Source organism: Acidithrix ferrooxidans (assembly GCF_000949295.1).
In the GTDB taxonomy this organism is placed as follows: Bacteria; Actinomycetota; Acidimicrobiia; order Acidimicrobiales; family Acidimicrobiaceae; genus Acidithrix; species Acidithrix ferrooxidans.
Genome location: NZ_JXYS01000011.1, coordinates 1 through 26101 on the forward strand (window position 1 = coordinate 1; position 26101 = coordinate 26101).

22 protein-coding genes are annotated in these 26101 nt (G+C 49.7%); 9 read left to right on the forward strand and 13 right to left on the reverse strand.

Features of this window, described 5'->3' with window-relative positions:
• The first annotated feature begins 355 nt into the window (after positions 1-355).
• Positions 356-583 carry a hypothetical protein gene (locus AXFE_RS02200; RefSeq protein WP_052604265.1) on the forward strand — a complete coding sequence of 76 codons (228 nt, stop codon included), beginning with the start codon at positions 356-358 and terminating at the stop codon, positions 581-583.
• A 377-nt stretch (positions 584-960) separates the two neighbouring features.
• Here AXFE_RS02200 and AXFE_RS02205 read toward each other — a convergent pair whose 3' ends face one another.
• Positions 961-1554 carry a TetR/AcrR family transcriptional regulator gene (locus AXFE_RS02205; RefSeq protein WP_052604266.1) on the reverse strand — a complete coding sequence of 198 codons (594 nt, stop codon included), beginning with the start codon at positions 1552-1554 and terminating at the stop codon, positions 961-963.
• A gap of 87 nt (positions 1555-1641) precedes the next feature.
• Here AXFE_RS02205 and AXFE_RS02210 point away from each other — a divergent pair, with 87 nt between their 5' ends.
• Positions 1642-2040: a nuclear transport factor 2 family protein gene (locus AXFE_RS02210; protein WP_052604267.1), complete on the forward strand. Its 399-nt coding sequence runs from the start codon at positions 1642-1644 to the stop codon at positions 2038-2040.
• 116 nt (positions 2041-2156) lie between these two features.
• Here AXFE_RS02210 and AXFE_RS02215 read toward each other — a convergent pair whose 3' ends face one another.
• Complete coding sequence (locus AXFE_RS02215; RefSeq protein ID WP_200891165.1) at positions 2157-3566, reverse strand: MFS transporter; 1410 nt, start codon at positions 3564-3566, stop codon at positions 2157-2159.
• A 103-nt stretch (positions 3567-3669) separates the two neighbouring features.
• Here AXFE_RS02215 and AXFE_RS02220 point away from each other — a divergent pair, with 103 nt between their 5' ends.
• The 4 genes from AXFE_RS02220 to AXFE_RS02235 all read left to right on the forward strand — a co-directional run bounded on the left by AXFE_RS02220 (position 3670) and on the right by AXFE_RS02235 (position 9683).
• Positions 3670-4362, forward strand: coding sequence for a TetR/AcrR family transcriptional regulator (locus tag AXFE_RS02220; protein ID WP_052604268.1), 693 nt, complete (start codon positions 3670-3672; stop codon positions 4360-4362).
• A gap of 1235 nt (positions 4363-5597) precedes the next feature.
• The gene (locus AXFE_RS02225) at positions 5598-6977 is read left to right on the forward strand and encodes a type IV pilus modification PilV family protein (RefSeq protein ID WP_152625810.1); all 1380 of its coding nucleotides are present in this window, start codon (positions 5598-5600) and stop codon (positions 6975-6977) included.
• A 52-nt stretch (positions 6978-7029) separates the two neighbouring features.
• Positions 7030-7719: a PulJ/GspJ family protein gene (locus AXFE_RS02230; protein ID WP_052604270.1), complete on the forward strand. Its 690-nt coding sequence runs from the start codon at positions 7030-7032 to the stop codon at positions 7717-7719.
• A gap of 194 nt (positions 7720-7913) precedes the next feature.
• Positions 7914-9683: a pilus assembly PilX N-terminal domain-containing protein gene (locus AXFE_RS02235; RefSeq protein WP_052604271.1), complete on the forward strand. Its 1770-nt coding sequence runs from the start codon at positions 7914-7916 to the stop codon at positions 9681-9683.
• Between the two features lie 33 nt (positions 9684-9716).
• Here the strand turns inward: AXFE_RS02235 and AXFE_RS02240 are convergent, their stop codons facing one another.
• The gene (locus AXFE_RS02240) at positions 9717-10709 is read right to left on the reverse strand and encodes an NADP-dependent oxidoreductase (protein WP_052604272.1); all 993 of its coding nucleotides are present in this window, start codon (positions 10707-10709) and stop codon (positions 9717-9719) included.
• Positions 10710-11592: 883 nt separating this feature from the next.
• On the opposite strand from AXFE_RS02240, the gene speB reads away from it, so the two are divergent.
• Complete coding sequence (speB, locus tag AXFE_RS02245; RefSeq protein ID WP_052604285.1) at positions 11593-12570, forward strand: agmatinase; 978 nt, start codon at positions 11593-11595, stop codon at positions 12568-12570.
• A gap of 269 nt (positions 12571-12839) precedes the next feature.
• On the opposite strand, the gene AXFE_RS02255 is transcribed toward speB, so the two are convergent.
• A complete protein-coding gene (locus AXFE_RS02255; RefSeq protein WP_052604274.1) occupies positions 12840-13604 on the reverse strand; it encodes an HAD-IIA family hydrolase in 765 nt (254 codons plus the stop codon).
• A gap of 210 nt (positions 13605-13814) precedes the next feature.
• Here AXFE_RS02255 and AXFE_RS02260 point away from each other — a divergent pair, with 210 nt between their 5' ends.
• Positions 13815-14891 carry a DUF1015 family protein gene (locus AXFE_RS02260; protein WP_052604275.1) on the forward strand — a complete coding sequence of 359 codons (1077 nt, stop codon included), beginning with the start codon at positions 13815-13817 and terminating at the stop codon, positions 14889-14891.
• A gap of 154 nt (positions 14892-15045) precedes the next feature.
• Here the strand turns inward: AXFE_RS02260 and AXFE_RS02265 are convergent, their stop codons facing one another.
• The 7 genes from AXFE_RS02265 to AXFE_RS02295 all read right to left on the reverse strand — a co-directional run bounded on the left by AXFE_RS02265 (position 15046) and on the right by AXFE_RS02295 (position 22134).
• Positions 15046-15804 carry a sulfite exporter TauE/SafE family protein gene (locus tag AXFE_RS02265; RefSeq protein ID WP_052604276.1) on the reverse strand — a complete coding sequence of 253 codons (759 nt, stop codon included), beginning with the start codon at positions 15802-15804 and terminating at the stop codon, positions 15046-15048.
• 205 nt (positions 15805-16009) lie between these two features.
• On the reverse strand, positions 16010-17095 hold the full coding sequence (locus AXFE_RS02270) for a class I fructose-bisphosphate aldolase (protein WP_052604277.1): 1086 nt from the start codon (positions 17093-17095) through the stop codon (positions 16010-16012).
• A gap of 42 nt (positions 17096-17137) precedes the next feature.
• Positions 17138-18472 (reverse strand): tetratricopeptide repeat protein, encoded by a 1335-nt coding sequence (locus AXFE_RS02275; protein ID WP_052604278.1) that lies wholly within the window; start codon positions 18470-18472, stop codon positions 17138-17140.
• 459 nt (positions 18473-18931) lie between these two features.
• A complete protein-coding gene (locus AXFE_RS02280) occupies positions 18932-19402 on the reverse strand; it encodes a Fur family transcriptional regulator (protein ID WP_052604279.1) in 471 nt (156 codons plus the stop codon).
• A 76-nt stretch (positions 19403-19478) separates the two neighbouring features.
• The gene (locus tag AXFE_RS02285; protein ID WP_200891167.1) at positions 19479-20279 is read right to left on the reverse strand and encodes a metal ABC transporter permease; all 801 of its coding nucleotides are present in this window, start codon (positions 20277-20279) and stop codon (positions 19479-19481) included.
• Between the two features lie 82 nt (positions 20280-20361).
• A complete protein-coding gene (locus AXFE_RS02290) occupies positions 20362-21174 on the reverse strand; it encodes a metal ABC transporter ATP-binding protein (protein ID WP_052604281.1) in 813 nt (270 codons plus the stop codon).
• Positions 21175-21183: 9 nt separating this feature from the next.
• Entirely contained in the window at positions 21184-22134 is a 951-nt protein-coding gene (locus AXFE_RS02295; protein ID WP_082058412.1) for a metal ABC transporter solute-binding protein, Zn/Mn family, read from the reverse strand.
• A gap of 540 nt (positions 22135-22674) precedes the next feature.
• On the opposite strand from AXFE_RS02295, the gene AXFE_RS02300 reads away from it, so the two are divergent.
• Positions 22675-23598: a hypothetical protein gene (locus tag AXFE_RS02300; RefSeq protein ID WP_152625811.1), complete on the forward strand. Its 924-nt coding sequence runs from the start codon at positions 22675-22677 to the stop codon at positions 23596-23598.
• 539 nt (positions 23599-24137) lie between these two features.
• Here the strand turns inward: AXFE_RS02300 and AXFE_RS18975 are convergent.
• A complete protein-coding gene (locus AXFE_RS18975) occupies positions 24138-24500 on the reverse strand; it encodes a hypothetical protein (RefSeq protein WP_152625812.1) in 363 nt (120 codons plus the stop codon).
• Positions 24497-26101 (reverse strand): IS3 family transposase (locus AXFE_RS02305; RefSeq protein ID WP_082058413.1); only part of this gene is annotated, 1605 nt, incomplete at its 5' end. The genes AXFE_RS02305 and AXFE_RS18975, both read right to left, overlap by 4 nt.

Genomic DNA, 26101 nt, shown 5'->3' on the forward strand with positions numbered 1-26101 from the left:
TCCTGGCAATTTTCCACAGAGTTAGTCAATCTTGGCGACGCACAGGTCCCGCTGAGGGCCAACAACCTCTCATATCAGGACCCAGGGGCTATTGCGATCTTATCCGTGGCACTTTATCGTCGCACCTGGGGCTTTAATTCAAGATAGGCCTTAGTTCAAGATGAGTCATGGATCAAGCTTGCTCTTGTATTCGAGCAGTCTCCGACAACCTAATTCACACTAAACGTGGTGATATGCCAATTCTCAGATAGTTGTAGATTCATCAAATGGGATAGATGTTCTCGTGGATGTTTGGGTTCGCCAATGGCGAACCCAAACATCCACCTTATGAGTTTTAGAGATTTCTAGTCGATAATTGATCGTCGTCCAAGGAGCCATTAGACGTGCCAACCCCTATCTCTATAGCCCAAAGCCAGAGGCTTTATCTGATTTAGATGCTTACTTTCCACCGTTAAATCCGAAGACCCAGTTTCATTCGCCCTCGTTTGACCTTGGTTACGATTTCTTCGGCGGACTTCTTCCAAATGAATGGTCACGGATCTTCGTTCCAGTTCTCCGTCCATATTTCAATCGCCTCCTCTAGCTGAGCGACTGATGAGAATGTGCTTTTCTTGAAATGACGGTTGGAGAACTTTGCGCAACCGACCCTCGACGAGGTTCCGTCGCGACCGACTCGTGAGGGCGAGGTCCTGGTGCCAACGCGCGCTCAGTGCGCGAGCCATCGATCCATTTTGCGAACTCGATCTACTACACGATGGGTCGACGATGCATCATCCCACAAAGATGTTCCAATCCGCATCAGTGCCACGGATGAAACTGGCGCTTCGGATCTGAGTGGGGTCCCCGCACTCGGCGTAAAGCAGGGGCCCTGCCGATCTATCGGTGTCTAACGCCTGCAGAATAGAAGAGTCTTTAGAGAAGTTTGGATTGTCTGTTGCGGCTCCGGCAGTCCCACTCGAATCACCGCGCTGGACGGAGCGCGCTAAGTGCAAGAGTCAGCAGTTTGTCTATTCCGGCGTCGCCTTCAATCGTGCGCGGCTCACGCAGGTGTCCGGTGATCTGGAGTTGAGCCAGACCATGCAAAAATGCCCACAATACGGTAGCGAGTTCGCGTGGTGAGCCTTCGCCCAGCTCGCCTTCTGCCTGAGCACACTCGACAAGTTTGCCAAGGGCATGCATGCCGTCGTCTGCGGCTGATTCGATTTCGCGACTCGGCTCAGCGATTGGTGCGTCACCAAAGATCAGCTGATAGTGGTGAGGCTGCTCCACGGCATAGCGAAGATAGGCGCGACATCCCCGGTGAAGACTAGAACCACCGCCGCTATGCCCGCCGGTATCGCGGATGCTCGTAGCAAGATCGGTCAACGTTTGCAGCGCAAGTGCTGCGAGCAGGTCGGCCTTGCCCTCAAAATGCCGGTAGGCCGCAGATCTCGATACCCCGGCAACGGCGCCTACCGAGCGAAGGGTGACTGCGTCAGGTCCACCGGACTCGAGCAACGCACTTGCGGCGGCAACAATTGCAGAACGCGTCGGGGCGCCATTGCGAGGGCTCATGAGTACATACTAGGAACGTATGTTGACAGCGTCTTCTCTCCCTGGTATGCTGACGATGTCAACATACCTATCAAGGGAGCCATCGCCATGACCAATGAAACAGTGAATGACATCGATCAGCAGGAAGACCTTCGGGCGCTAGCGGACGACTACATCAAGGCGTGGAGTGCCACGGATGCGAATACTCGGAATGACTTAGTGGCCGAGGTTTACGCCGAAGATGCCGAGTTCTTCTCGTCCGAAGACGGCGATCTCCGATTGCAGGGACGTACTGACATCGCTGAGAACATCGGCCACGTCAATGAGCGAGACATCCAAGGTCGCGGACTCGCCATCAAGCACATGGGAACATTTGTGAATCATCGAGTTGCCAAGGTGACGTGGCAAATGGTGACCAATGATGGCGGAGTTGCCCTTGCTGGTATGAATGTCATCGTGCTCAACAGCTCCGGCAAGATCGCTCAGGATTTCATCTTCATCGGCTAGCTGGATCGACCACGGACGTTGTTACGCGAAAGAGCGCGTTCGCACTTCGAATGAAGCGCCCCCCCGACTTCTGGATCGAAACCAACCGACGTCTGAACCAAGTAGGTCACGCACTCTCAGACACGAGACTGTGCGTCGGGTGCCCACTGCTCCCCCGATCCCCTCCCCCAAGAGTCGTCTGGAGCGCTGCGTCGCAGTGCGCTCCACGCAGTGAGACCACCGAGAGCAACGAGCACGGCTGCAACGAGAAGCCCGGACTGGTAGCCCGACAAGAAGGCGCTAGTTGCGGGGTGACCGTGTCGACGTTCGAATCCTTGACGAGCGGAAATGATCCCACCGATGACCGTGATGCCGAGGAGACCAGCAACCTCTCGAGATGCGTTAAAGATTCCCGAAGCAACGCCCGCCTGCCCCGAAGGCATCTCACCCAGTACGGTCGCGTTTAACGAAGTCGTGAGGCCACCACCCATGCCAATGGCGGCAAAACTGGGCATCAAGGCGAGGAAACTCGCGCGGTTACCGAGCAGACTCATTGAGGCTATTCCCAGGGCCATGATGATCATGGCCAGACTCACTGAGCGGTAGGCGCCGATAGTTCGCGCGACGGGTTCGGACGCGATGGCTCCGACCGCAATGAGTAGCGCCATCGGCACGAACGCCAGTCCCGCCTTCGTCGGAGAGAAGCCCAGCACATTTTGCAGATACAGCGAGGTGAAGAAGTAGATGCCGAAGAGGCCGAAGGCCCACATCATCAGCGCGATCGATCCGCCCGCGAACACCCGGTTGCGAAAAAGGGACAGTTCAACCATGGGGTCGGCGCTACGCGTCTCGATGCGGACGAAGACGAAACCAGCGAGCAGTGCCACCGCGAGTGAACCGACAATGATCGGCGACGACCATCCGAGATGGGGACCTTCAATGAGCGCGTAGGTGAGGGTGAAGAGGGCAACCGCGGACGCTGCCAGGCCGGGCAGGTCGAGTCGACGTTTGACGACTTCACGTGATTCGGGAATTGCCCACGCGCCGAGCGCAATCGTCGCTATGCCAATAGGCACGTTGATCAAGAAGATCCACCCCCACGACAGGTGCTGACTGATCAGACCACCCAGGAGCGGCCCGAGGGCCAGCGCCAGCGCACCAACGGCACTCCATGCCCCAACGGCGGCGTTGCGTTCGCGAGGGTCCGTGAACGTGGCGGAGATCACTGCGAGGGTGTTTGGGGTCACCAAAGCAGCTCCGAGTCCCTGCACTGACCGGCTCACCATGAGCAGGTCGAAACTACTGGATAGCCCTGCAGCGAGCGATGAAAAGGTGAAGATCGCGAGCCCAATCAGAAAGAGCCGGCGTCGCCCGAACGCGTCGGCCAGGCGCCCACCCACCAACAGCAGTCCGGCGAACACCAGAATGTAGGCACTGACGGCCCATTCCAGTCCGGCCACCGACAGATGGAGTTCGCGTTGCATCGCGGGAAGGGCCACGTTCACGATGTTGTTGTCGAGGTAGGTCATGAACGTGGCCAGCGCCACGGCAATCAGGGTCCATCGGCGGTGCACGATATTTATTGGGTTTATCTCCTATACGTAGTACATGTACGTCCTAGAATAACCTATACGCTGTAAAGTGTCAAGTATGAGTAGTCACCAGTCCAGCGAGGTCTCGCCACCGCAACTCAATCGCGAGGCGGTAGTGCACCACGCCTTGGCATTGGCCGACGCCGAGGGCCTCGTTGCGGTCACCATTCGTCGCCTAGCCCAGGAATTTGGCGTCACTCCTATGGCGCTGTATTGGCACTTCAGCAACAAGGAGGAACTCCTTGCGGCGATGGGCGACCAACTGTTTGTTGGGCTCCCCCCAGATACCGATGTGACAGCCCAATGGCAAGATCGGTTGCGCGAGCTAGTCCTCGCGCTGACAACGGCGCTGCGTGCGCACCCCGCTATGGCAATCCTCGCCGCCCCTCGAGTACTGCAGAACGACGAAGGTCGCCTGCTGACCGAGCAGGCGTTGGAGATACTTCGCTCCGCTGGATTTCCCGTTGATCGGGCCGGCGAAATCGCCCGCCACATACTGCGCACCGCGATTTCACTCGTCATCGAACAGGCTGCAACCGGAGCAAGTACCGATTCGGTTGAACGTGCCCACGACATCAACACCAAGCGGTCAGCCCTGCAGAGTCTTCCGGTCGATCAGTTTCCGCGCCTGGTCGAAGCAGCTGACGCACTCGCCAACTGCTCGGATGAGAACGCGTACTACGGCTTCGGCGTCGATTTACTGATTGCCGGAATCGATTCGGTTCGGCTCCACTCACCACCTCGCGCCTGACGACGACATTAAAGCAAGCACTATGTGGGTGAACCGTCGAAGCGGATTCAGTTTTCGAACATCGGGGAGACAAACTATGGCTCTCCCAATCGCAGGTCAAACACCTCGCCGTCAGCCCCTCGAAACTGGATGGTGGCTAGACCATGAAACAAGTCTTGGTCTAGCCAACTGTCGAGCCACGAATTCAAACGTGAGAGGACGTCAGTGGACGTCAGTGGACATTCCACTTCGTCCGACCAGCAAATCTGGACGCTGAGCGACGCCCCTGGACACTCTGGAGACACTCTCAAGTTAAAAGTCCCTCAGTCATTTTGACCAAAGAGCTATTTCGCCCAACACGAAAACCCATTTTACGATCATGACACCAATCGAATTAGAAGATTCTTGCTGTCATGACAAGCGGTGAAGGAATACTCCCTAGGAAACAGTGGCGCAATCGGATTATTTACCACCCTCGATGACATCAACACACCTACTTTTAGATTTCTAACGCCGCATCAAAGGTCGAACATGGCACGACAAAGAGCATCTGAATCTACCTTCGCCAAATGTAATAACTGACTCTGGATTTGTCCAGTTGTCTCATGGGTCATGAGATTACCCCAAGTCAGAAGGAATGCCATTTGTCACAAATGAACCACATGGACATAGGCAATCGATGAACCAAGATTCAAGGCTCCCGAGGCAAGATCCACTTAAAACTCTTTGAGGTACCAAAAGAGCTAACCTTATTCAAAGATATGACCATCAAAGGCGATGGTCATCCAGCCAATCCAGATCGGCTACCTTCAGCTTTCTTCGGCTTTCTTCGGCTCTGAAGTACCCCCATATTTTGTCGCGACATACAACACCACGACTCCAAAACTACAATTTTGAAAATGTGTCTAAAAATTCCGCGCCTATGAGCCAAGCGAGCGCCCTAATAAAGCTATAAAAGCACCTCTAAATATGGCGGCCAATCGACTCCGCCTATCAAGAGCAAGATCTTGCGAACACACCAGCGACTCTGTTAATCTCGACAGTCCCTCATTGCTTTGGGGTTGGGTTATGAAGCGATGCAAGATGGCGCTCAACGTGGCGCTCAAGCCAAAAACTCCTAGGAGCTACAGGTCTGACCTGCCCTAGTGAGATTTACCTTTTGCTAACAGCTCTAATATGAATCGCCCAGCCCATCAAGTCGCAATAAGGTAAAGATTTACGCAAATATCGCCGATAACACTCCGGTGAGCACAAGGATGGCAATCAAAACTTCCTCGACACGCTACAAAAAAAGCGACGATGGACTGAGCATAATAGGGATAGTTATCGCTGTCACTATTTTGCTACTCACGTTAATTCCAGCCACCAAACTATTAGAGGCCACCATTGGAGTCTCTGGGAACAACAGAGATCGTGTAGCAGCTGCTGGATTAGCCAACTCGTCACTAGAAACAATCAGGCTTCTAGCGAATTCGAACTTCACGGGTTTCGTCAATGCCAATCTAGGGACCAAGATCACCACACAAAAAGTTGGTCCTACAACTTTTACAATTCAAACAGAGCTAGCCTGGTCGACTGGAACACTTACCGCGCAAGGATGCGCCGTCCAAGGTACCTCCAAAACATACAATCAACCGATAGTTGAAGCCACAGTATCCATCTCTTGGGTCGCCACACCACCAACCCCGCCTGAAATTGCAAACGAAATTATCATTCCACCTCCTCAGGCCTATGGTGGACCATCCCAATCAGGTTCATCCACCACGACTAGTCCATATTCGCCTTCGAGCGGTAATCTTTCCATCGACATATCCAATGCGGCCAATGGACCAAGCTCGGGAGTTTGGGTTCAAGTTTCGAACTCCACACAAACTCAAACCGTCGCAACTGACGCCAATGGGTGTGCCTTTTTCCCATTTCTCACGGCAGGCGCTTATACCGTTAGCCTTCCATCCAGTCTCAACCCTGGTTATGTCGACAACTCAAACAACCCGAATCCTTCTGTCTCTGCCACCGTTACCTTAGGAAATACTACGTCGGTACAGTTTGCCTACGATAAGGGTGCATATCTCTCCTTGGGCGATCCCAACAGCGAGCAACTAGCAGTTGCATCTGGACTAACCGCTGCAAATTCACAACTGCCCGTAGGTGGCTCGTCGAATGTCACGCAATCGAACAACCCCTCAAACAACCTCCTATGGGGTCCTCTCTTTCCCTTTTCCTCAGGCTATCAAATTTGGCTGGGAAGTTGCTACACCCTAAATGCAGTTCCACGTTACCCTGCGCTTTCAAGTACACCGATAATATCAGTTACCCCAGGTGGAACCACCGCTATATCACCGACATATGCAACCGTGACAATAACCGCGACCATCAACGGTTCACCTGCCACTGGTGATACAATTCAAGCAATTCCAGTGGCAGATACAAGCGGTACACCTTGTGGAACTTCGACGCCAATCTCACTGGGGCAGATAGGAACTTCACCTAGTACAGCTTCAAGCGTAACTTCATATCTTCCTCTTGGCTATTTCGACCTCCAGGCGGTCGATTCTAACAATACTGTGGTCATTCCACCCTCATCTCCCGTTTCGATATTGGGTGGTGGTCCAATTGCTTTCACAATCGGAAACTAAAAAACGAAGTCAATGGCGAACCAAAAAAATAACAACCACACAAAAAGGAGGTGTGGGCTTTGACGACGCGGGCCTTAGTTTGGTAGAAATCCTTATTGCTACATTTCTCTTTGGGATTGTATCGGTTATGACTTTCCAAATCATAAACACCTTTGCGTCAACCCAAGCTTCGATCACCAACAGTTCAAAGTCAAGCGCGACCGCGATGACCGCGATGAATCAAGTTACCCGTAGCATCAGGAACGCGCAGACCCCAAGTAACCAAAGCAGTCCGTTTGTCTCGGCATCCGCCAATTCTATCGATTTCTATACATACGATTCAGCAACTAATTCCGACGTCGAAATGATAATAAGCGCTAATCCCATAGCCGGAACTTCGTGTCCATGCACTTTAACCCAGGAGACCATCAATCCTGGCTCATCCAATACGACTTTAGTGTTAGCAACGCATCTAGCTAATGACTCCATCTTTTCATTTGGGACGATTACCTCTCCAACCTCGATCTCAATCTCATCTCTTGCGATCTCCGGATCAGCAACTAGCGCCAGTACGCTCGCTCAGATAGCTTCAGTCTCGATAACTTTGGTGGAAGCGGTCGGCACCACAGCACAATCATCCACCATTACCAGCACTATTGGAGTTTTTGGCTATGGATCAAATCAATCGATCGACACTACAACAACTACGAGTGGATCAGAAAGCGAATCTACTACAACAACTAGTGGATCCTCGGATAACTGATGACGAAAGAGAACGCAAACCGAAAGTTACTAACACCACGAAGAAACGGCCCCAAACCTCGCTCTTTCTACCAAATTTATTGACCCAGTATCCCAAATGAAACGATAAAACATCTGCGGATCAGCCACATAAGTTTAAAAAAGAGAATTAAGAAACTTGAAGCCACGATCCGTCATAAAAAAAGGGAAAGAATAATGAAGGTCACTTCCAGAAAAGATCGGATGACGAAGCAGGCCTACCGCGGGAGATACTTATCCAAAAATAATCGTCACATTCCAAATAGTGAACGAGGAGATTTGGCCGTCATTGTGGCGATATTGGCAGTACTCCTACTGAGTGCAATTCCGCTGGCCACTTATGCTGCTACCGTAAATCAATTACCCCTTACGCGAGGATCACAAGACTACCAAAGCGCTCTAGGAGCGGCAGAATCTGGCGTTACTGACTACCTAAACAGGATGAACCAGATAGCACTAAATCAAGCTGGAAACTACTGGAAGTACTCTGCATCTAATCTACCGCCTGATGGAAATGGCGCATTTACCGGGTGGGTCGCGGTACCCGGGTCAACAAATGAGTACTTTCACTACACTCCAGACGCCTCTAATACGGCTTCAACAGGTATCGTCTATCTTACGTCTACAGGCATTGCCCTTCACGGAGCCCAAACACAAACAAGAACAGTTAAAGTAGCTCTGCGGACGAACGGCTTCTTAGACTACCTCCTCATGACGGACACTATGATGGTAGATCCCTCGCTAGCTCCTAATTTCGATAGTGCATTTAACAGCGCTAAAGCTGCCGCCACTGAATGTGGATACAAATTCTCACAACCCAATGATAACGCCGCCGGATCGCCGGCTGATTCCGACTCTGACAGTTATTCCTATGATCAAAATACCACCGGACCAGAGCGGTATACATGCTATGGACTCATCAATTACTACGGTACCGGACAAATCTTCAATGGGCCGTTGATGACAAATGACATGTACTACCTATACGGCACCCCGCAATTCAACGCTCGGGTTTATTCTGGATCAACAACAACTAGTGGATACTCTTCCCACCCATACTGGATCGATCCACAAAATGCATATTTCGGTATGAACTCTAGCGACAACCCCACCTTCATCCATCCTGGAGATCCCAGTCACCAACCAGCACTTGTCTTTCCTACCAACAACAGTTCATTAGGGAACGCAGCAAAAGCTGGCGGTTGCATCTACTATGGACCAACTTCGATTGTCTTTTTAGGATCATCAATGAGCGTCTATAGCCCTGAGACATCATCCTCAGCAACAAACGCTGGATGCACCGGCAGCGGCAATTTGCCATTACCAGCTAATGGTGCCATTTACGTAAATTCGCTACCATCCGGTCAAAGTTGTCCAGTAAATACACAAATCACCGTTGGAGGAAATTCATTCGACTGCAGCCAGGGAGAAGTTGCAGTACAAGGTACAATCACCGGAGGGATCACAGTTGGCTCTTACAACAATATCTATATCGATGGAAACCTCGAATATACCAACTGCGGGAGTTCTTCATCGAATGACGTCCTCGGTCTAGTTGCGCAAAGCTTCGTCAAAGTCTCCTCGAATTTTGCAAACGACAACATTACGCCCGATAATTGCTTTTCTCAACCAAGCACAAACCCTGTGATAATGGCCGCGATCCTAACGTTGAACGATTCTTTCGAGGTCCAACACTTTTGGGACACATCTAGAGGGGTGCTCGGGACAATATATCTTGACGGATCTCTGGCTGGCAAATACGCAGATATCGAAGGTTCGTTTAATAATAATGGCGCAACGGTTTCAGGCTACAACACGACCTATACCTATGATCCTCGTTTGGCGTATCTCACCCCGCCCTTCTTTCTTTCACCAGTAAATTCTGCCTGGAAGACGGTCTCCTCGGTGGAGACCGTCAATCCAAGCGGACTTCCAGCAATACCCTAGACATAAAAGTATGAGATTGTTATCTCGGACTATCTAGAGGCGGACTACCATCTTGCCGGTATTCAAACCAGAAAACAGGCCCATAAAGGCCTCAGGAGCATTTTCTAGTCCATCCACAAATGTCTCATCGTAGGTGAGCTTGCCATCGCTAATCCAGCTAGAGACATCTTTCAAAAATTCATCTCTGCGACTGCCGTGATCACTAACTATGAAGCCGGTAATGGTCAATCGACGCTGGATTGCCCGAAATAGATTTCCAGGTCCGGGCTGATAGGTCTCGTTGTTGTACTGTGAGATAGCGCCGCAAAGTACCAGTCTCGCAAAATCATTGGTTGCTTCAAGAGCAGCAACTAGGTGATCTCCTCCTACGTTATCGAAATAGACATCGACGCCATCGGTAGCGGCCTCCATAAGTTGGTTCATGATCGGTGCTTCCTTGTAGTCGATAGCTACGTCGAAGCCCATTTCAATCAGACGCGCGCACTTCTTGGAACCACCGGCACTTCCTATGACTTTGGCCCCAGCAATCTTAGCCATCTGACCCACAGCCGATCCGACAGCGCCACCAGCACCTGAAACAAAGACGGTCTCACCTTTCTTAGGCTTGCCTAAGTCAAACAATCCCACATACGCAGTCATGCCAGGCATTCCCAAAATGCCCAAATAGGCACTTGCCGGGATACTCGAGGTTGGAATCTTTAGCAGGTGCTTAGCCTCGGCAACGTTATAGTCACGCCAGGCAAGCATTCCGGTAACCAAGTCTCCGACTGCAAAGCCTGGTGTATTTGACTCTATGACCTCACCAACTCCTCCTCCGGCTAGTGGAGCATCGATAGCAAATGGAGGTACATAACTCTTAGCATCATTCATACGACCGCGCATGTAGGGATCAACCGACAAAAAGAGAGATTTTACCAAAACTTCACCCTCACCAAGTGAAGGCAATTCAACGTCGCTACGGCCAAAATTATCCAGAGTTGGATGACCTTTAGGGCGCGAACTAAGTACTATCTGATGTGCTTTCATAATCTCAACTAACTTTCCTTATCGGGTAATTTCAGGTCCTACCGAAGCTTTGGAGCTAACGCAGTTTCTTCAATCACTCAACCACAACTTTTCCAATACAACGATAGTCCTTAAATTGTCCCCAAATTGCTCAGATTGAAATCCCGAAAACTTTTAGAGATCGAAATCTCCATTACGAGGTTTGAACCTTGCTCCTCTTTTCAAATGCAAGGTTTCGATAAAATCAAAGACATAGCGGCAAAGACATCATGCGATTTCTTAAATACCCAAGCGAAAATTAGATGACATCCGCGTACTTGGATGCAAACCCGAAGTTGTAAAGCCATCTTACCTAGATATCTCCGAGTGAGTAAGAAGTACTAATTTGACAATCAGTTGCTAACAATAGAACCCAGATAGATTTCACCATGCCAAAGAGGCAAAAGCGACAGAAGCAAAAGCGACAGAGATGAAGGAGATGAGGGACTAAATCCACCCTATGCTCGAATTACTCAAACCATTAAAACCAAGTTTGCATAATACTCTCTCTGCCAAAAGAGGTAGCAGGCCTTGGCACGCTGGGAGAATGTAGTCAAATCTCAACATAAGATAGACCATAGCTGTCGCTCTCGGCATCAAACTAAACCATGCCTTGGGGCTCCTAGCGCGCCAGTTCGTTGGAATATTCAATAAATAAATTGGAAAACCTACAATACCTACCACCCTTATCTGTCAAGATTTACCAAGAAGCCACTCGTAGCATTCTGACATCTGACACCTAAAGCCGCTCCGAAGGGACATAGAATCGCGCTTAGGAGATATTAGGTGTCCACCTTCTGTAGATTTTCACTAGTGACAAGACGAAAAGGATCACACAATGCCAAAGAGAGAGCTCAAACCAGGAATGGCCTCCCAGCTCGATACCGCGTCTTACCAGGGTATTGCCACCTTTGCCCAGAGACCGCTGCTGACAGAACCCTCAGAGCTCGATGAGTGGGAGCCAGATATCGCCATAGTGGGTGCACCTTGGGACGACTCAACTACAAATCGCCCAGGCGCACGATTTGGCCCACGATCACTGCGTGCTGCTGCATATGGGCCCGGAACATATCACATGGACTATGGGATCGAGATCTTTGAAGAGCTCGAAGTGGTCGACTTCGGCGATGCTATCTGCTCGCATGGAATGTGGGAGGCATCTAGAAGTGCTATCGAAGAACGCGTCTATGAAGTTGCATCTCGAGGAATAATACCTATAGTTATAGGAGGGGATCACGCTATCACGTGGCCCAGCGCGACGGCCGTCGCACGAGCTCACGGATGGGGAGAGATCGGGATAATCCACTTCGATGCCCATGCCGATACTGCCCTTGAGATAGATGGCAACTATGCGAGCCATGGCACTCCCATGAGACGCCTAATAGAATCAGGTGCTGTCCAAGGACGCCACTTTGTCCAAGTTGGCCTTCGAGGCTATTGGCCACCAGCAGAGACCTTCGAATGGATGGGCGAACAAGGTATGCGATGGCATACCATGAATGAAGTCTTTGAGCGCGGCCACCATGCTGTGATCACAGATGCAATCGAGGAGGCAAGCGCTTCGCCCAAAGGAATATACCTCTCAATCGACATAGATGTCCTTGACCCTGGATTCGCTCCCGGAACTGGAACCCCTGAGCCAGGAGGAATGGCCCCAGTTGATCTATTGCGAATAATTCGACGCATCACCAGGGAAGTCAACGTGGTCGCTATCGATATCGTGGAAGTCTCGCCCCCATTTGACTGGGCCGAACTCACGATAAACAATGCTCACCGATGCGCACTTGAATCGATCGCTGGTATCGCTATGCGCCGTAAGGATCTTAGATTCGCCCAAAAATAGGTAGATTCGCCTTATAAATTGGCGCTCCTTATGTTCGTTCCTGGAGCACAATGTTCTTGGAGCGCCAAACCAACGAACCACAGCTCAAACCAAAAAGAAGCGCCCAATCAAAGATCTATCAGCACGAATACCCAACCCCAAATTTTGAGGTCGTCTAAAACCCAAAAGATCTATAGCCATGCCAAAGAGCGACTTATCCTCGAACAGACCGTATGGCCAGCTCCAAGGTCAATCAACCACGTAGCAATCAACCACATAGCCGACTGATCTCACCTGCCTCGCCCGGCAATTGCCTCGTTGACCAATTCCGAAAAGTTAGCGGCGATATAAGCCGGCTTGGGCGCTCCATCTGGTACGCCTTTAGATACACCCGAGAGCACCAATCCAAAGCCGCAGGCAAGCTCATTGGCAAAGGCGCCATCGGTCTCAAAGCGATCTCCCACCATGAGGGTAGGCTGACCAACTAAATCCCTGATAAGTTTCGCCATAGGCGCGCTTGGCTTTCCAGCCACCAACGGAGCCTTTCCTCCAACTGTAGCTACAGCTGCGACCATCGATCCGGCACCTGGCAAAAGACCACCAGTGATTGGAAATGTAGCGTCGGTGTTAGTAGCTATAAAGGTTGCGCCATTTCGAATTGCATTTCCAGCCCGGCTCAACTTATCATATGAGATCTCTCGATCTAAGCCAACAACTACCACATCGACATCATCGTCATCTACAACCTCTACGCCCCTATTGGCCAATGCGTCGTTGATTCCAAATGCTCCAACCACATAAGCCCGACTCCCTGGGGCCACCATAGAGGCAGCAGCCATTGCGGAGGTAACAAGATTTGTCGCTTGAATGTCAATTCCGAGACGTTCAAGCTTTTGAGAGTATTGTTCCTTGGTCAGGGTTGAATTATTTGTAGCAAAGGTAACGGTTATACCGGCCCTTACCAGCTGAGCGACCGCCTCGATCGATCCTGGAATTGGATCATTCAATAGCCAAATCACTCCATCAAGATCTATTACCCAATTCTCTTCCGTCACCGCTTAGAGCCTTTCTAAAGTTGCTATCCGTTACGTCCACTAGGTCTAGCTCAACAAAATTCAATAAAAGTTGCAGGCGATCCATACCGAGCAAATGGCCCTTGGAGACCAATAACCACTCCAACAAGTGCAACTAGAAGCTATAGAGTCTATAGTTACCATGACACCAAAGCCAAGCAAACGGCCCTTTTAAAGAGTGGAGCTACACAATTGCATAACTTTCGCGACTTTCGTGCCATCCGCGCCAACACAGAGGAACTCTCCTTTGCACGGCTAAGTTCAAATGAAGCCTTCGAACCAGATGATCTTGTCGAAGATGAAGAGTCAAGTTATTACCTCTATGAGATCTCCAAATGGTCACAAACCTGTGAGCCACTAAGGGTTATGGGGGTAGTTGGAATACTCAGGATAACAAATCTCCCAGATCAAAAGGGTTACGAAACCGAAATAATCACAGATGAAGCTCTCTATTCATCAACAGATCCATTTTCAGAGATCCTCACCCACGAACAAACTCTAGATGAGGCGACAGCTAACTTTACTATCGCTCCTTCTCTAGCTAAAGAAGGAGTTGGGCCTATCTGGGCCTTAATAGACAGCGAGATAATCCAAGAGGTAGCGCCCATGAAAATCGGTCCAATCTCTCGAACCCAAGATGACGATTCATACGCTCATAGAATCTTCGTTCTACCTCAGCCAAGTGCTAAAGCACTCATCAAAGGGGCGATCGAATCCTCCCAAATAATCCTAGCCGATGGCCATCACCGCATCCAAAGAGCAAAGGTCGAACTAGCCAGTCAACCAGCCGGATCCGCTATTGAAATGATTGCCTTTGTCTGTGCGATCGACCAAGCCTCCCACCTCATCCGGCCAATTCATCGGATATTCTCAGTATCTTGGAGTAACGATGAGATCGAATCAGCACTTTTGGAGCTAAAAGAGCACTTCACTGGGGCCTCCATCGATCTACCTGGGCCATACGTCACACTGATAACTTCAAATACAAAAATGAAACTTCCAATTTCATCGTCAATATCGACTGCACTTAGCCTTGTCGAAGAACGCCTTGGCGCAGACGAAAGCGCAAAAATAGAATATTCAAGCGACGAAGACTATGCGATCTCAAAGGCAACGGCACCTGGGGTGATAGCGATGATCTGTCCTAAAACTCCAATTGAAGAGATTGTAGATAGTGCAATCAACCACAGGCCACTCAGAGCGAAATCGACCCTCTTTTACCCCAAACCACTTCCAGCTCTCATACTCAAAGAGGCAGATAATCAATAGTCAAAATAGCTAGTTCCAAGGAAGTGACAACCACTTCGTAGACGAAGGAGATCCTCGGTGCCTTCTCCGGGTCGATCCCATCTAAAAGGCCTGTCCCCTCTATAAGGTCAGTCTCCTCTAAAAGGTCAGTCTCATTTCGTAACTCGGTGCCTTCTCATAGGTAGGTCTGGTAGAGCAAGATAGAACTGACGCAAACACCAAAAATAACAATAGAGATACGCAAAACTCTCGCGCTGAGACGACTAGCGATCTTAGCGCCTAAGAATCCACCCAAAATGAAGCCGATCGCCATCACACCAGCGTCCAAGAATGCAACGTGGGTGACTAAAACATAGATCAGATCGCCCACTGAAGCTATCACTACCGAGAGCGTGATCTTTAGAGCATTATTGTTCTGCAACGTCTCATCCGAAAAGATGGAGAGAATGGCTAGAAGGATGATACCTAACCCTGCGCCAAAATAGGATCCATAGATCGCCGAGATACCAATGGCCAAGGGCATGACCCATTTGCTCTTTGAACTCACCTTTGAGAAAGAGACGAACACAGAGATACGCTCTTGAAAGACCAACAGCGCACACGCGCCTAAAATCAAAAATGGAACCACAGCGCGAAAGTATGATACCGGCGTTGTGAGCAGTATCACAGTACCAACGACAGATCCAAAGACACATGCAATCGAAGCTTGAATCAAACGATGCCGTTGATGAGGCAGGGCCCGGCGATATCCAATGGTCCCACTTATATATCCAGGAAGCGAGGCCAAAGAATTTGTTACATTGGCCACTATCGGACCCAGGCCGACGAAAAGCAGTGCTGGAAAGGAGATCAGCGATCCACCACCGGCAATCGAATTAACGGTACCCGCAACCAAACCAGCAGCGACCAAGAATAGAAGGTGTGCGATATTCAATTAAATTTCCTGGAGTTCACCAAATAGCATTCGAAAATTACCGCTCTTTACAAAAAGAAGACCCAAGCATCTCACTTGGCATCGAAAATGGAAGTTCCAAATTAACGACAAAGATCGAGATAGATAGGGTCTGCTAATAAAAGTCGGCGCCCTCAGCATTAGGGGGCGCCGACGTAAGCGTGAGAAAAGACTCTACTTTGAGGGCTTATGCAACATCGATAGATGTGTCTAGATAGACATCTTGGATTGCATTCAAGAGCTCAACACCTTGGTTTCTCGGACGTTGAAAAGCCTTTCGGCCAACTATCAAGCCACTACCACCTGCGCGCTTGTTGATAACAGCCGTTCTAACTGCCTCGGCTAGATCGGTAGCACCTTTGGATTCCCCACCGGAATTGATCAAGCCAATTCGACCATTGTAACAATTGACTACTTGCCAACGCGTTAAATCGATTGGGTGATCGGTAGTGAGGTCACTGTAGACCAATGGGTCCGTCTTCCCAAAGCCGACCTTGATGTATCCGCCATTGTTTTCCGGTAACTTTTGCTTGATGATATCAGCCTCGATAGTCACACCCAGGTGATTCGCCTGCCCAGAAAGGTCAGCAGATAGGTGATAGTCAACCCCGTCCACCTTGAAGGCATTATTTCGAAGATAGCACCACAAAACAGTAAACATCCCCAAACGATGAGCCTCCGCAAAGGCGTGGGAGACCTCCTGGATCTGACGAGTAGATTGCTCTGAGCCAAAGTAGATAGTCGCTCCAATGCCAGCAGCTCCTAGATCCCACGCTTGGCGAACTTGTCCAAACATCACTTGATCAGGATTGGCTGGATAGGTTAGAAGCTCATTGTGGTTGATCTTGACGATCATTGGGATTCGATGCGAATAACGACGAGCAACAATTCCCAATCCACCCAAGGTTGTGGTCACTGCGGAGCACCCTGCTTCGATAGCAAGGTCACATATGGCTGCTGGGTCAAAATATTGTGGTGCCTTAGCAAATGAGGCGGCACCCGAGTGCTCAATCCCCTGATCAACAGGAAGGATCGAGATGTAGCCGGTGTTGGCCAGACGACCATTCCCATAGAGAGAAGCGAGCGAACGCAATACCTGGGGAGATCTATCTGAGAGCGCGAAGATCTCATCAAGAACATTTGCTCCAGGAAGAGTCAAACTCTCCTTAGGAATTCCCACACATCGATGCGAAAGGAGATCTTTCGCATCGTCACCCAACAATGATTCAACGTCTATCGTCAACGTCAATTCCTCCTCAACAGCTCTTGGCATCCTCGCCAATATCCTAGCGAATCAACTAAATGCGACTACAGGCTAGCGCAGGTCAGCCAGTCTCTCCGCGACGTCATATATTCCTGGCTCCCATGTTGTAATCTTACGAAACAGATTACGGGCATGCTCTAGATCTCCGACCTTTTCATACAGATCAGCCAGCACATACCACTGGCGAATATCGATCAGTCGTGGCTTTACCCGCCGAACGGTCTCAAATCGAGAAAGCAGAGCTATACCTTCGGTATATTTCTTTTGATCCGACAAAGATCCTGCCAAAACAATCCTAGCTTCAGCCATAACCTCAGCCGAAGGAGAGACAAGGCCGACTTCCTCATAGATCTCGCGCACCTTATTGTGGCGACCCATTGCTCGATAGCAGTCCGCTATCACAGGTCCTTGATCGACAGAGCCAGTCGTTGAAGCAGATGCCTCAAGCTGCTCAATCGCAAGCTTCCACTTGCCCTGGCGATAATAGGTTAGACCTAGCACCTCTCTTATGCTCTGAGATACAGGAAGATGCTCTAGAACAGCTACTAGGTTCCGCTCAGCGTCTTTGTATCGATCTGCTTGATAGGCTCGGATACCCTCTGCGAGATCACGTCGAATTTGATTAACCTTGAAGGTAGAGAGCCCCTTTGGAGACTCGCGCAGAATGATCTCATCAACGTTGTATCCAACAATCCCACCAACAATGCGCCTCTGACTCTTTTGAGCCGGAACCTCAACTTCAGGCTCTTGTGCCACCTGAGGTTCCCACTTTTGCAGTGGTTGCGGCTGAGTGTATTGGCTCTCGTCGATCTGATCTCGAGTTGAATGAAGCTTTTCATCTTCTCGAGGCGCTACATGGGCAGCTCCCTTTTCGGCTACTCCGCCCCAGGATTTACCTTTAGTCTCGTTATCTCTAAAGGATCGATCTCCGCCTGGACGATCTCCGCCACGACCTTGGTAACCGCCACCTGAGCCGCCACCAAATCCACCTCGGGATCCGCCACGGTCGTCGCGTTCACGGAAGGAACCACCACGGTCTCCCCGGTCTCCACGGTCTCCAAATGGCTTGTCTCTACCTGGTCGATCTTCACGGGATCTAAATGGACGATCTCCGCCTGGACGATCTCCGCCTGGACGATCTCCGCCGCGACCTTGGTAACCGCCCCGGCCCTCTCTGTCTGATGTGGTGTTAGCACCTGGGACATATGGGGCTCTAGGCTTACGTTCAAAGGAGCCGCTCCCCGAGTCGCCTTCACCCTCGGAAGAACTTGATCGAAAGATCCGCTTTGTTCCTGGATCGCTCGATCCCCCTTCGCCGTCAGGTCCGCTTCGCTTACTAGCTCGACCATCGCCCTTGTCATTTTCAAAATCTTTATTACTACTCACACTGATTCTCCGTTATACGACTTTCAAGGGACGATGGGACAGATTTACGGTCGATGTTTGACGACCTAGTGGCTCTGACCATGCCAAGTTGGCAAAGTTAAAGATTCTACCATCAAAAAGCCAAGTCCCCTACCACAACGCATCGACAAGCAATCCGATCGAAGGAAATTACACCGCAAGGGGGCCTTCGGCCCTGGCATCTAAGTAACAATTTAAAGCTACGAGTGCTTATACAAAAGTGAACTATTCAAGTAGGATCGACCAATAAGAAGGCTCTAGCGGCCAGCGCAATTGAGCTGTGTAATTGAGCTGTGTAATTGACTAGCGCAACCAGCCAGCGCAATTGGCCAACCGGTAGATAAGTAGCTCTAGTGCGCCGCCAAAGCGGACAATCAGTCAGCTTCCAAAGTGATAAAAGATATCTTATGGTAGATCTTGAGGTTGAGCAATTTTGAGATTTCACCTCCGAGAAATCTCAAAGCTACACCGCTGACACCTTCCCTCAATCTCGATGGTGTGAGAGATATCGGTGAATCCAGCCTGTTTTGCAACCTCATTAGTCCAGCTCTCAACTAAAGCAGCTTCGATCTCAATTGCATCCCCACAATCTCGACAGATTAGATGGTGGTGATGAGAGGAGAGGGAACAAAGTCTATAAAGCGTCTCGCCTGAGGGAGTGAGGACAGAGTCAATGTTCCCCGCCTCCGCAAGAACTCGAAGCTGCGAATAGACCGTAGTCAGCCCAACTCGATAACCTCGCTCACGCAATTTGGAGTGCAATTCTTGGGCACTTGAGAAGTTTGAAGCCTCTTCCAAGAGCTCCGAGAGCGCCTTTTTTTGACGGGTCGCACGCCCCCTTGCCTGAGTAACCTGACCGCTAGTTAAATTTGCATCTGCCCCAAGTTCATCACCTGAATTTTGAACTTCCATCACCCCATCCAATCATCAAATAGGGTCTGTTGGACCCAGCTCGCTACCCAATAATGCAACAATACGGCAAAATCAACTAGAACGCTCGGACAATCCTAGAACGATCATGACGAAACCATGAAAATCCTCGCACACCTAGGTAGACCAAGAAACCTATAGCAGTTATAAAAAAGCTGACAGGATATGGCGAATAAAAGGCCAAAAATAGGCCAATCCAAGTGATCAATAATCCAATAGCTATCGAGTAGACGAGACCCAACAGGGGACGACCAGTCAGTCGCACTCCTGCAGCCGCAGGCGTTACCAAAAGCGCAAAGATCAAAAGTACGCCAATTACCTGAACCGCAATCGAGACGGTAAAGGCAACCAAAATCATAAAACCAAGCGAGATAAGAGTCACATTCGCACCAGATGCACTTGCGACTTCTTCATCGACAGAGGCAAAGAGCAAAGGATGGTAGATAATGATCACTACCGCCAATACCGCCACACCTGAAATAACAGTAAAAATTACATCTGAAGAAGATATCCCTAAAATCTGTCCGAAAAGAATGGAGTAAGCCTCTGAAGAGTAACCCTGATAGAGAGAGATGAATAAAATTCCAAGTCCCAGCATGAATGCCAAGACTATCCCGATCTGAGTATCTCTAGATGCTGCCTTCTTGCCTAATGCTCCCATGAAGACCGCCCCACCCATGGTGAAGGAGAGCAGACCCACAATAGGACTCAAACCCAGATAGACAGCGCCGGCTGCTCCAGCAAATCCCACGTGAGAGAGTGCATGGGCTGCAAAGGCAGACTTACGGATAATGACAAAATAACCGACTACTCCTGCCACAATGGCTACAATCGTTCCGGTTTCAAATGCATTTCTCATGAACGAAAAGGTCCACATAAATGAGAAATCAGAGAACAAGTTGATACCAAAAGTTGAGCCACTCGTAATAGAACCAAAGATATTAATGGTGGTTACCTCCTTCTAGCTCGCTAAAGATCGCAATTCTGCCCCGATCGTCCCTAAAGACCTCGACCGACATTCCATATAGCCTCGAGAGGTTCTCCGAGGTAAAGACTTCATCTGGAGTTCCCGTAGCGACCTTATGGTTGGCGATGTAAATAACCCGATCCAGATAGGGCAAAAGAGGGTTCAAATCATGTGCGACTAAAAGCGCAGTAACGTTATGACTCTTCACCAAATCCGATATGGCTTGGGCTAAATTGGCCCCGGCTCTCATGTCGAGATTTGCCAAGGGCTCATCGAGCAAGAGCATCGAAGGCGATCGAGCCATCGCTTGAGCCATAAAGACCCGTTGAAGTTGACCCCCAGAGAGTTCGTGAATCCGTTTGCCTATGAACTCCTCAGCGCCTACCAGCCGTAAGGATTCCTCTACCAGTTGTCTTGCTCGAGCCTTCTTCGCGCGAGAGACGGGACCAAAGTTACCTCCAAGTAGCGCCAACATAGCAAACTCTCTAACGTCAATCTGAATCTCAGAATCTATGAATCGCCTCTGGGGCACATAGCCAATTTGACTTCGCGCATTGGATGGAGCTCCTCCAAAGACTTTAAGATCACCCTCCAATATTTGAATATTCCCAAGCAAAGCACGAAATAATGTTGTCTTGCCGGCACCATTTGGGCCAAGTATCGCCACAAACTCCCCTTGGCCAACGCAGATATTGGCACCGGACCACAATAGGTCTTGGCCGTATCCGACTCCTAGGTTCTTGGCCTCTACAACCATCTTTGAATCGTTTGACGTCACATTAGACATATCGATCTATCAACCCTTCTGGCCTTGGTTTTTAGTAGTTATCGATCGACCAAGTGCACTTGAGATACGATCGATCTGAGATCCCATCCACGCTTCAAATGTCGCACCTACGGGCTCGATGATCTCAGAAATCCCCACAACACCGATTCCTTTCCTGATAGCCATGGCCCTGATTGAACTGGTAAGTGGAGTGATTGTTTGGGTATTGTAGATCAAAAGGCGTGCGCTATGGCTACGTAGCTGCTCCTCAAAGGTGACAACAGACGAAATTGGAGGATCGTTTCCATTGGCTATCGCAGCCATAAAGCTCAAAGGTGAGATCAGATTGAGGCCCGAAGCCCGCGCAAAGTAGACAAAAATATCCTCCGTGGATGCAACAGCCATGGAGTGATAGCGCCGAGATAAGTTAGCGAGGCTTTGATAGAGCACGTCCAATCGCTTTGAGACCAGGCGAAAATTCGCCTCAAAATACGCCCTATGTGTAGGCATGGCCTTTATCAAGTCGCCTTCCATAACAGCCACGATTCGACGCACGTAAGTTGGGCCGTACCAGAAATGTGGATTCGCTCCAACACCTTGTTTTAGCACTGCAGCCACATTTAACTCCTGTCGAGTCTTCGACGGTGTGGCGCCTAAGACCTTGGCAGCCCAATCATCGTATCCAGCCCCATTGATCACAACTATCGAAGCGGAAGAAAAGGCTCTAGCTACAGAGTTCGAAACCTCATAGGCGTGAGGGTCGGCATTTGGATCTGTGATGACACTGAGAACATGCAGATATCTGCCGCCAAGCTGCGACAGGAGACTTCCCCACGTATCCTCAGCAGCTACAGCAGTAATGTAATTACCCTTGGACTGCGTCAAAGCTGATGTCGAGGTGGTTCCACAGCTAGCAACCATCAAAACAGCCAACATTATAACGATCGCCCTAATTAACTGGAGCCGGAACGTCTTCACCATTACTTAGCACTCTTATCCGAAATCATTACGATTAACACTATCCATAATGATAACGGTTACCGATAAAAAAAGTCCCGCATGGACAAGCTTAAAGATCAATTCCGGGCCAAATTAACCACTCCATGAGACAACGAATCCAACGAGGCAGATAAATTGCCTGCTAGTAACGTATTCGATGGGGTTCCATGGTGCTATGAAGCCTTGATCGTCTGCAGCCGACGATGCTTGATCTATAGATCGAGGGAGTTACTAATCAACCAGTTCGCCCTAACACATGGCCCCGAGGCCAAGATGATCGCTGAAAAATCAATTATCTGCTTGATAGTCTCGGCTCCTAAAGTCACATCCATCGATAAATTGGACAAAAAACCATCAAGTTGGCTCCCCTGTTGGCTTGTGATCATCAATTATTGGTAAGACAAAATAATATGGCATAACTGCCATTTTCCAACTAAAATAAAAATTGCCAAGATCTCTCAGATCAAAGCGCCAGCTAACCCAAAATCCATGGACCGCCCAACTATCACAAAGCGAGCTAATTTGTCTGAGTTGAACAATAATCAAAGTAGCGCACTCAAAACAATCGTGAAGAATCCAACTCGGGTAGATGAAGTCATAGCGTATTTTCTCACACCGAGTCTGGCCGGAACTGCCCAAAGAGCGGCCGCTAAAGAGCTAGAGTTGAAAAAAGAGCCATCTCTACCAGCGCAAGCATCAACAGCTCGCGCGATTCGTCGAGCACGGATCGACGGTGCAATCTCAGGCACCTCGCTCTATGCGGCACTCCCTGGGGCGTTTGTATCGGCAATTTGCGCACAAGTTACGCTCGTGCTCGAGATAGCCCAAATCTATGGCCACGACCCAAACGATCCCGCCCGTGTCGGAGAACTTCTATATTTTCTCGGGAAATATAAGGACATAGACAGTGCATATTCCGGGGTGGAACTCGCCTTGAATCCACCCGAAAAAGAAAAAACAACTAGCAGCATCTACGGCCTCCTTGCCACAATCAAGCAACTACCCGAACTAGCTGGGGTCACCTTCAAATCGTTCAAAAGCGCGACCAGGGCGCAAAAGATCAAAATGATCCTCACCTATAGTTGCATGGTATTGCCACTTGTAGGAATTCCCTTTTGGAGCTACAGCTACTCACGCCAAACAAGAATGCTCTCTGACGCCGCCCAAAACTACTATGGCAACCCAAATTCATCTTCACAAAAAGTAAAAGTCAACTACGGCTCGCGAACCTTTAGCCTCTCTGATCGTATAAAAGTTGGCTTGGCATTGGCGAGCATTACTATCATTCTGATTGCGGCCACCATCGCGATAGCCCTCAGTGGTCTGGGACTAAACCATCGAACGCTACTTAAACTATTTGTTGGAGAAGCACTTCTAGTGGTCTTTTCGATACGCCTATTCTGGTTGACCAAAACAATTGAATTTCAGAGAAAACCAATTCACTAAATCTCTATAAACCAAGCTCCACCTCGAAGGAATCGATTCACATTTGAGGGTCCCAAGAATTATCCCCCACTTCTATATAAAATCTCAATCAAAAAAACCGAAACCTAGAGATGACTCGGTCGAAAAATTGCAGAGAACAAGATGAAACAGAGACTGAATCCAACTAAACCAAGTCATATCCAGCTGTAATCGGCCCTAGTCACCAAGCAGGGCCACGATAAAGACAAAGCTAAATCTCAGGCTACCCTCCCCATAAGTATTGAAATAAAACCAACCAAACATAATTCAAGCGTCATCTAAGCTCGATATCTAAGCCCAATACCTCAGCTGTAAACCTAATAATTATAAATAACTCTCATGATGCAACCCGTCGATAGATCACTCGATAAAAAAACCAAAATCGAATTGATACACCACTATGATAAACTTTGCACTGATTTCAAAGACGGTAACCGTCAGTGTATTTGCTGGAAGTGACTGTTATATATCTTAGTTGCTATCCACTCGACCGGGGTAGCAATAAGTCAACTATCCCCGATTTATTTTCTCGCTTGTGTCAACTCCTCCCCAAGTAGATCGATGATGGAGATTGGTTCGTCACAGGAGGGACAATATCCCCCTATTCCTACTCGAGCCATAAAGGTATTACACTCTAAGCAGCGTTGTTCTCCGAGGGATCTTTCACCACAACACCTACACTCATAGACGGTGAAGCCTCGATGTGACTTTGACCCTGGAACTGTGACTGGAAGAATGCCACCTATATCGTGACGTCGTCGATAAGCAAGAGCCCGACAAGCATCTGAGCAGTAGGTTCTCCTCCCTGACAAGGGGAAGTTGCCTCCACAGACAGGGCACGCTATCGTGACGCTATCGTGACGCAACGGAGGTCTGGCACTCATGGCAGACTCGTTAGGTTCAAATCAGACAATGCATCAGACGCTGCAGTGGTGGACTTTGATGCTGTCGTTGTCTGGTTTGTTGGAACAAGTGACGTAGAGACAACTGGCTGCCAGTTCCGGGTGTTGGCATTGATCCATCGTTTGGGATTCTTGGCCTTGGCCTCCTCGTAGACCTTGACTCGCTTGGCGAGGATCATGACATCTTCGCCGTTGTGTTTTTGGTTTGGGGTCACAAAGTTCAAGCCAGAGTGATGGTGCTCCTCGTTGTAGAACTGGACGAATCCCTCGATCCAGACCCTTGCCGCCATGAGGGAGGCAAAGCCATCGTGGGGATAGCTCGCACAGTACTTGACTGTGCGAAACATCGATTCCATGTGAGCATTGTCATTCGACGTCCTGGGACGTGAGTAGGAGGCAGCTATACCAAGTAGGTAACACAGTGCCACTAGGGTTGTCCCCTTCATAGGTGAACCGTTGTCTGAATGTAGTACAGAAGGAGCGAGTGAACCCTCATTCAAAGTGGCCCTCTTTAGGACAGTTGCTAGATTTTCAGATGATTCATTCTCGTAGATCTCATAGCCGACGATCTTCCTGGAGTACAGGTCCATAATGAAGTGCAGGTAGTAGAAGAGACCTTTGATAGGCCCTGGCAGGTAGGAAATGTCGGTGACCCAAACTTCACGTGGTCCCTTAGCTACATGATTGGGCTTGGAACGCCTACGAGGCAGCGCTACCCGTCCTCGTCGCTTATTGAGTCCCGCGTCTCCTAAGACCCGATAGAAGGTGGACTCTGATGCTAAATAGACTCCTTGATCCGCTAGAGCTGGGACAATCTGAGCCGGTGGCAGTGAGCGGTACTCAGGACTGGCGCACACCTTTAGGATCTCGGCCCTCTCTTGATCACTCAGGGCATTAGGTGGGGTTGGATAGACCCTGGTGAGTCGTTTATCCTCGAGGATCGCATCTGAGATCTCCTTAGGTGATGCTTTGGTGGCATCCACTCCACCTGCCTTCCTCCAACGCTCATAGGTGCTCTCGCAGATTCCCACCTCCCTTACTGCGCAAGAGAGGTTGACACCAGCGCTATTGGCCTCAGCAATGAGAGTTACGGCTCGTTGGCGCTCTGAGAGAGGGATCAATCTTCCCTGTCCCCCCAGAACGCCTGGGCTTTTCCTTAGCAACACCGCCAGAGCCGCAGTTTCTGCTAGTGCCTTCTCCTTACGAGCAAGTTCTCGTTCTAAGAGTGTCACCTTTGCTCGTTCATTGGCTAAGTTAGCACGGTACTCCTTGGCAGCGATACTAGAGCGGTCATTGGCTTCTTGACAGGCCGACTTCCAGCTATCGAGATCCTCCGCAAGAATCCCATGTTCTCGCAGGTAGGTACCAAGTTCGAGCTCGGTCATGGATTCAGTTCTAACAACAATCTCGTACTTTGCCTTCGACGAGAGCGTAAGCGACGGATTCCCAGATACTGAGAACTTGCCAACGGCACCAGTTCGTTTCAGTGACGCGTTCCAGGTGTAGAGCGTATTGAGTGGAATTCCTTCAGCATTAGAAAGCTCGGTAATAGCACCCTCTGCGCATTTCCACCATCGCCTAGC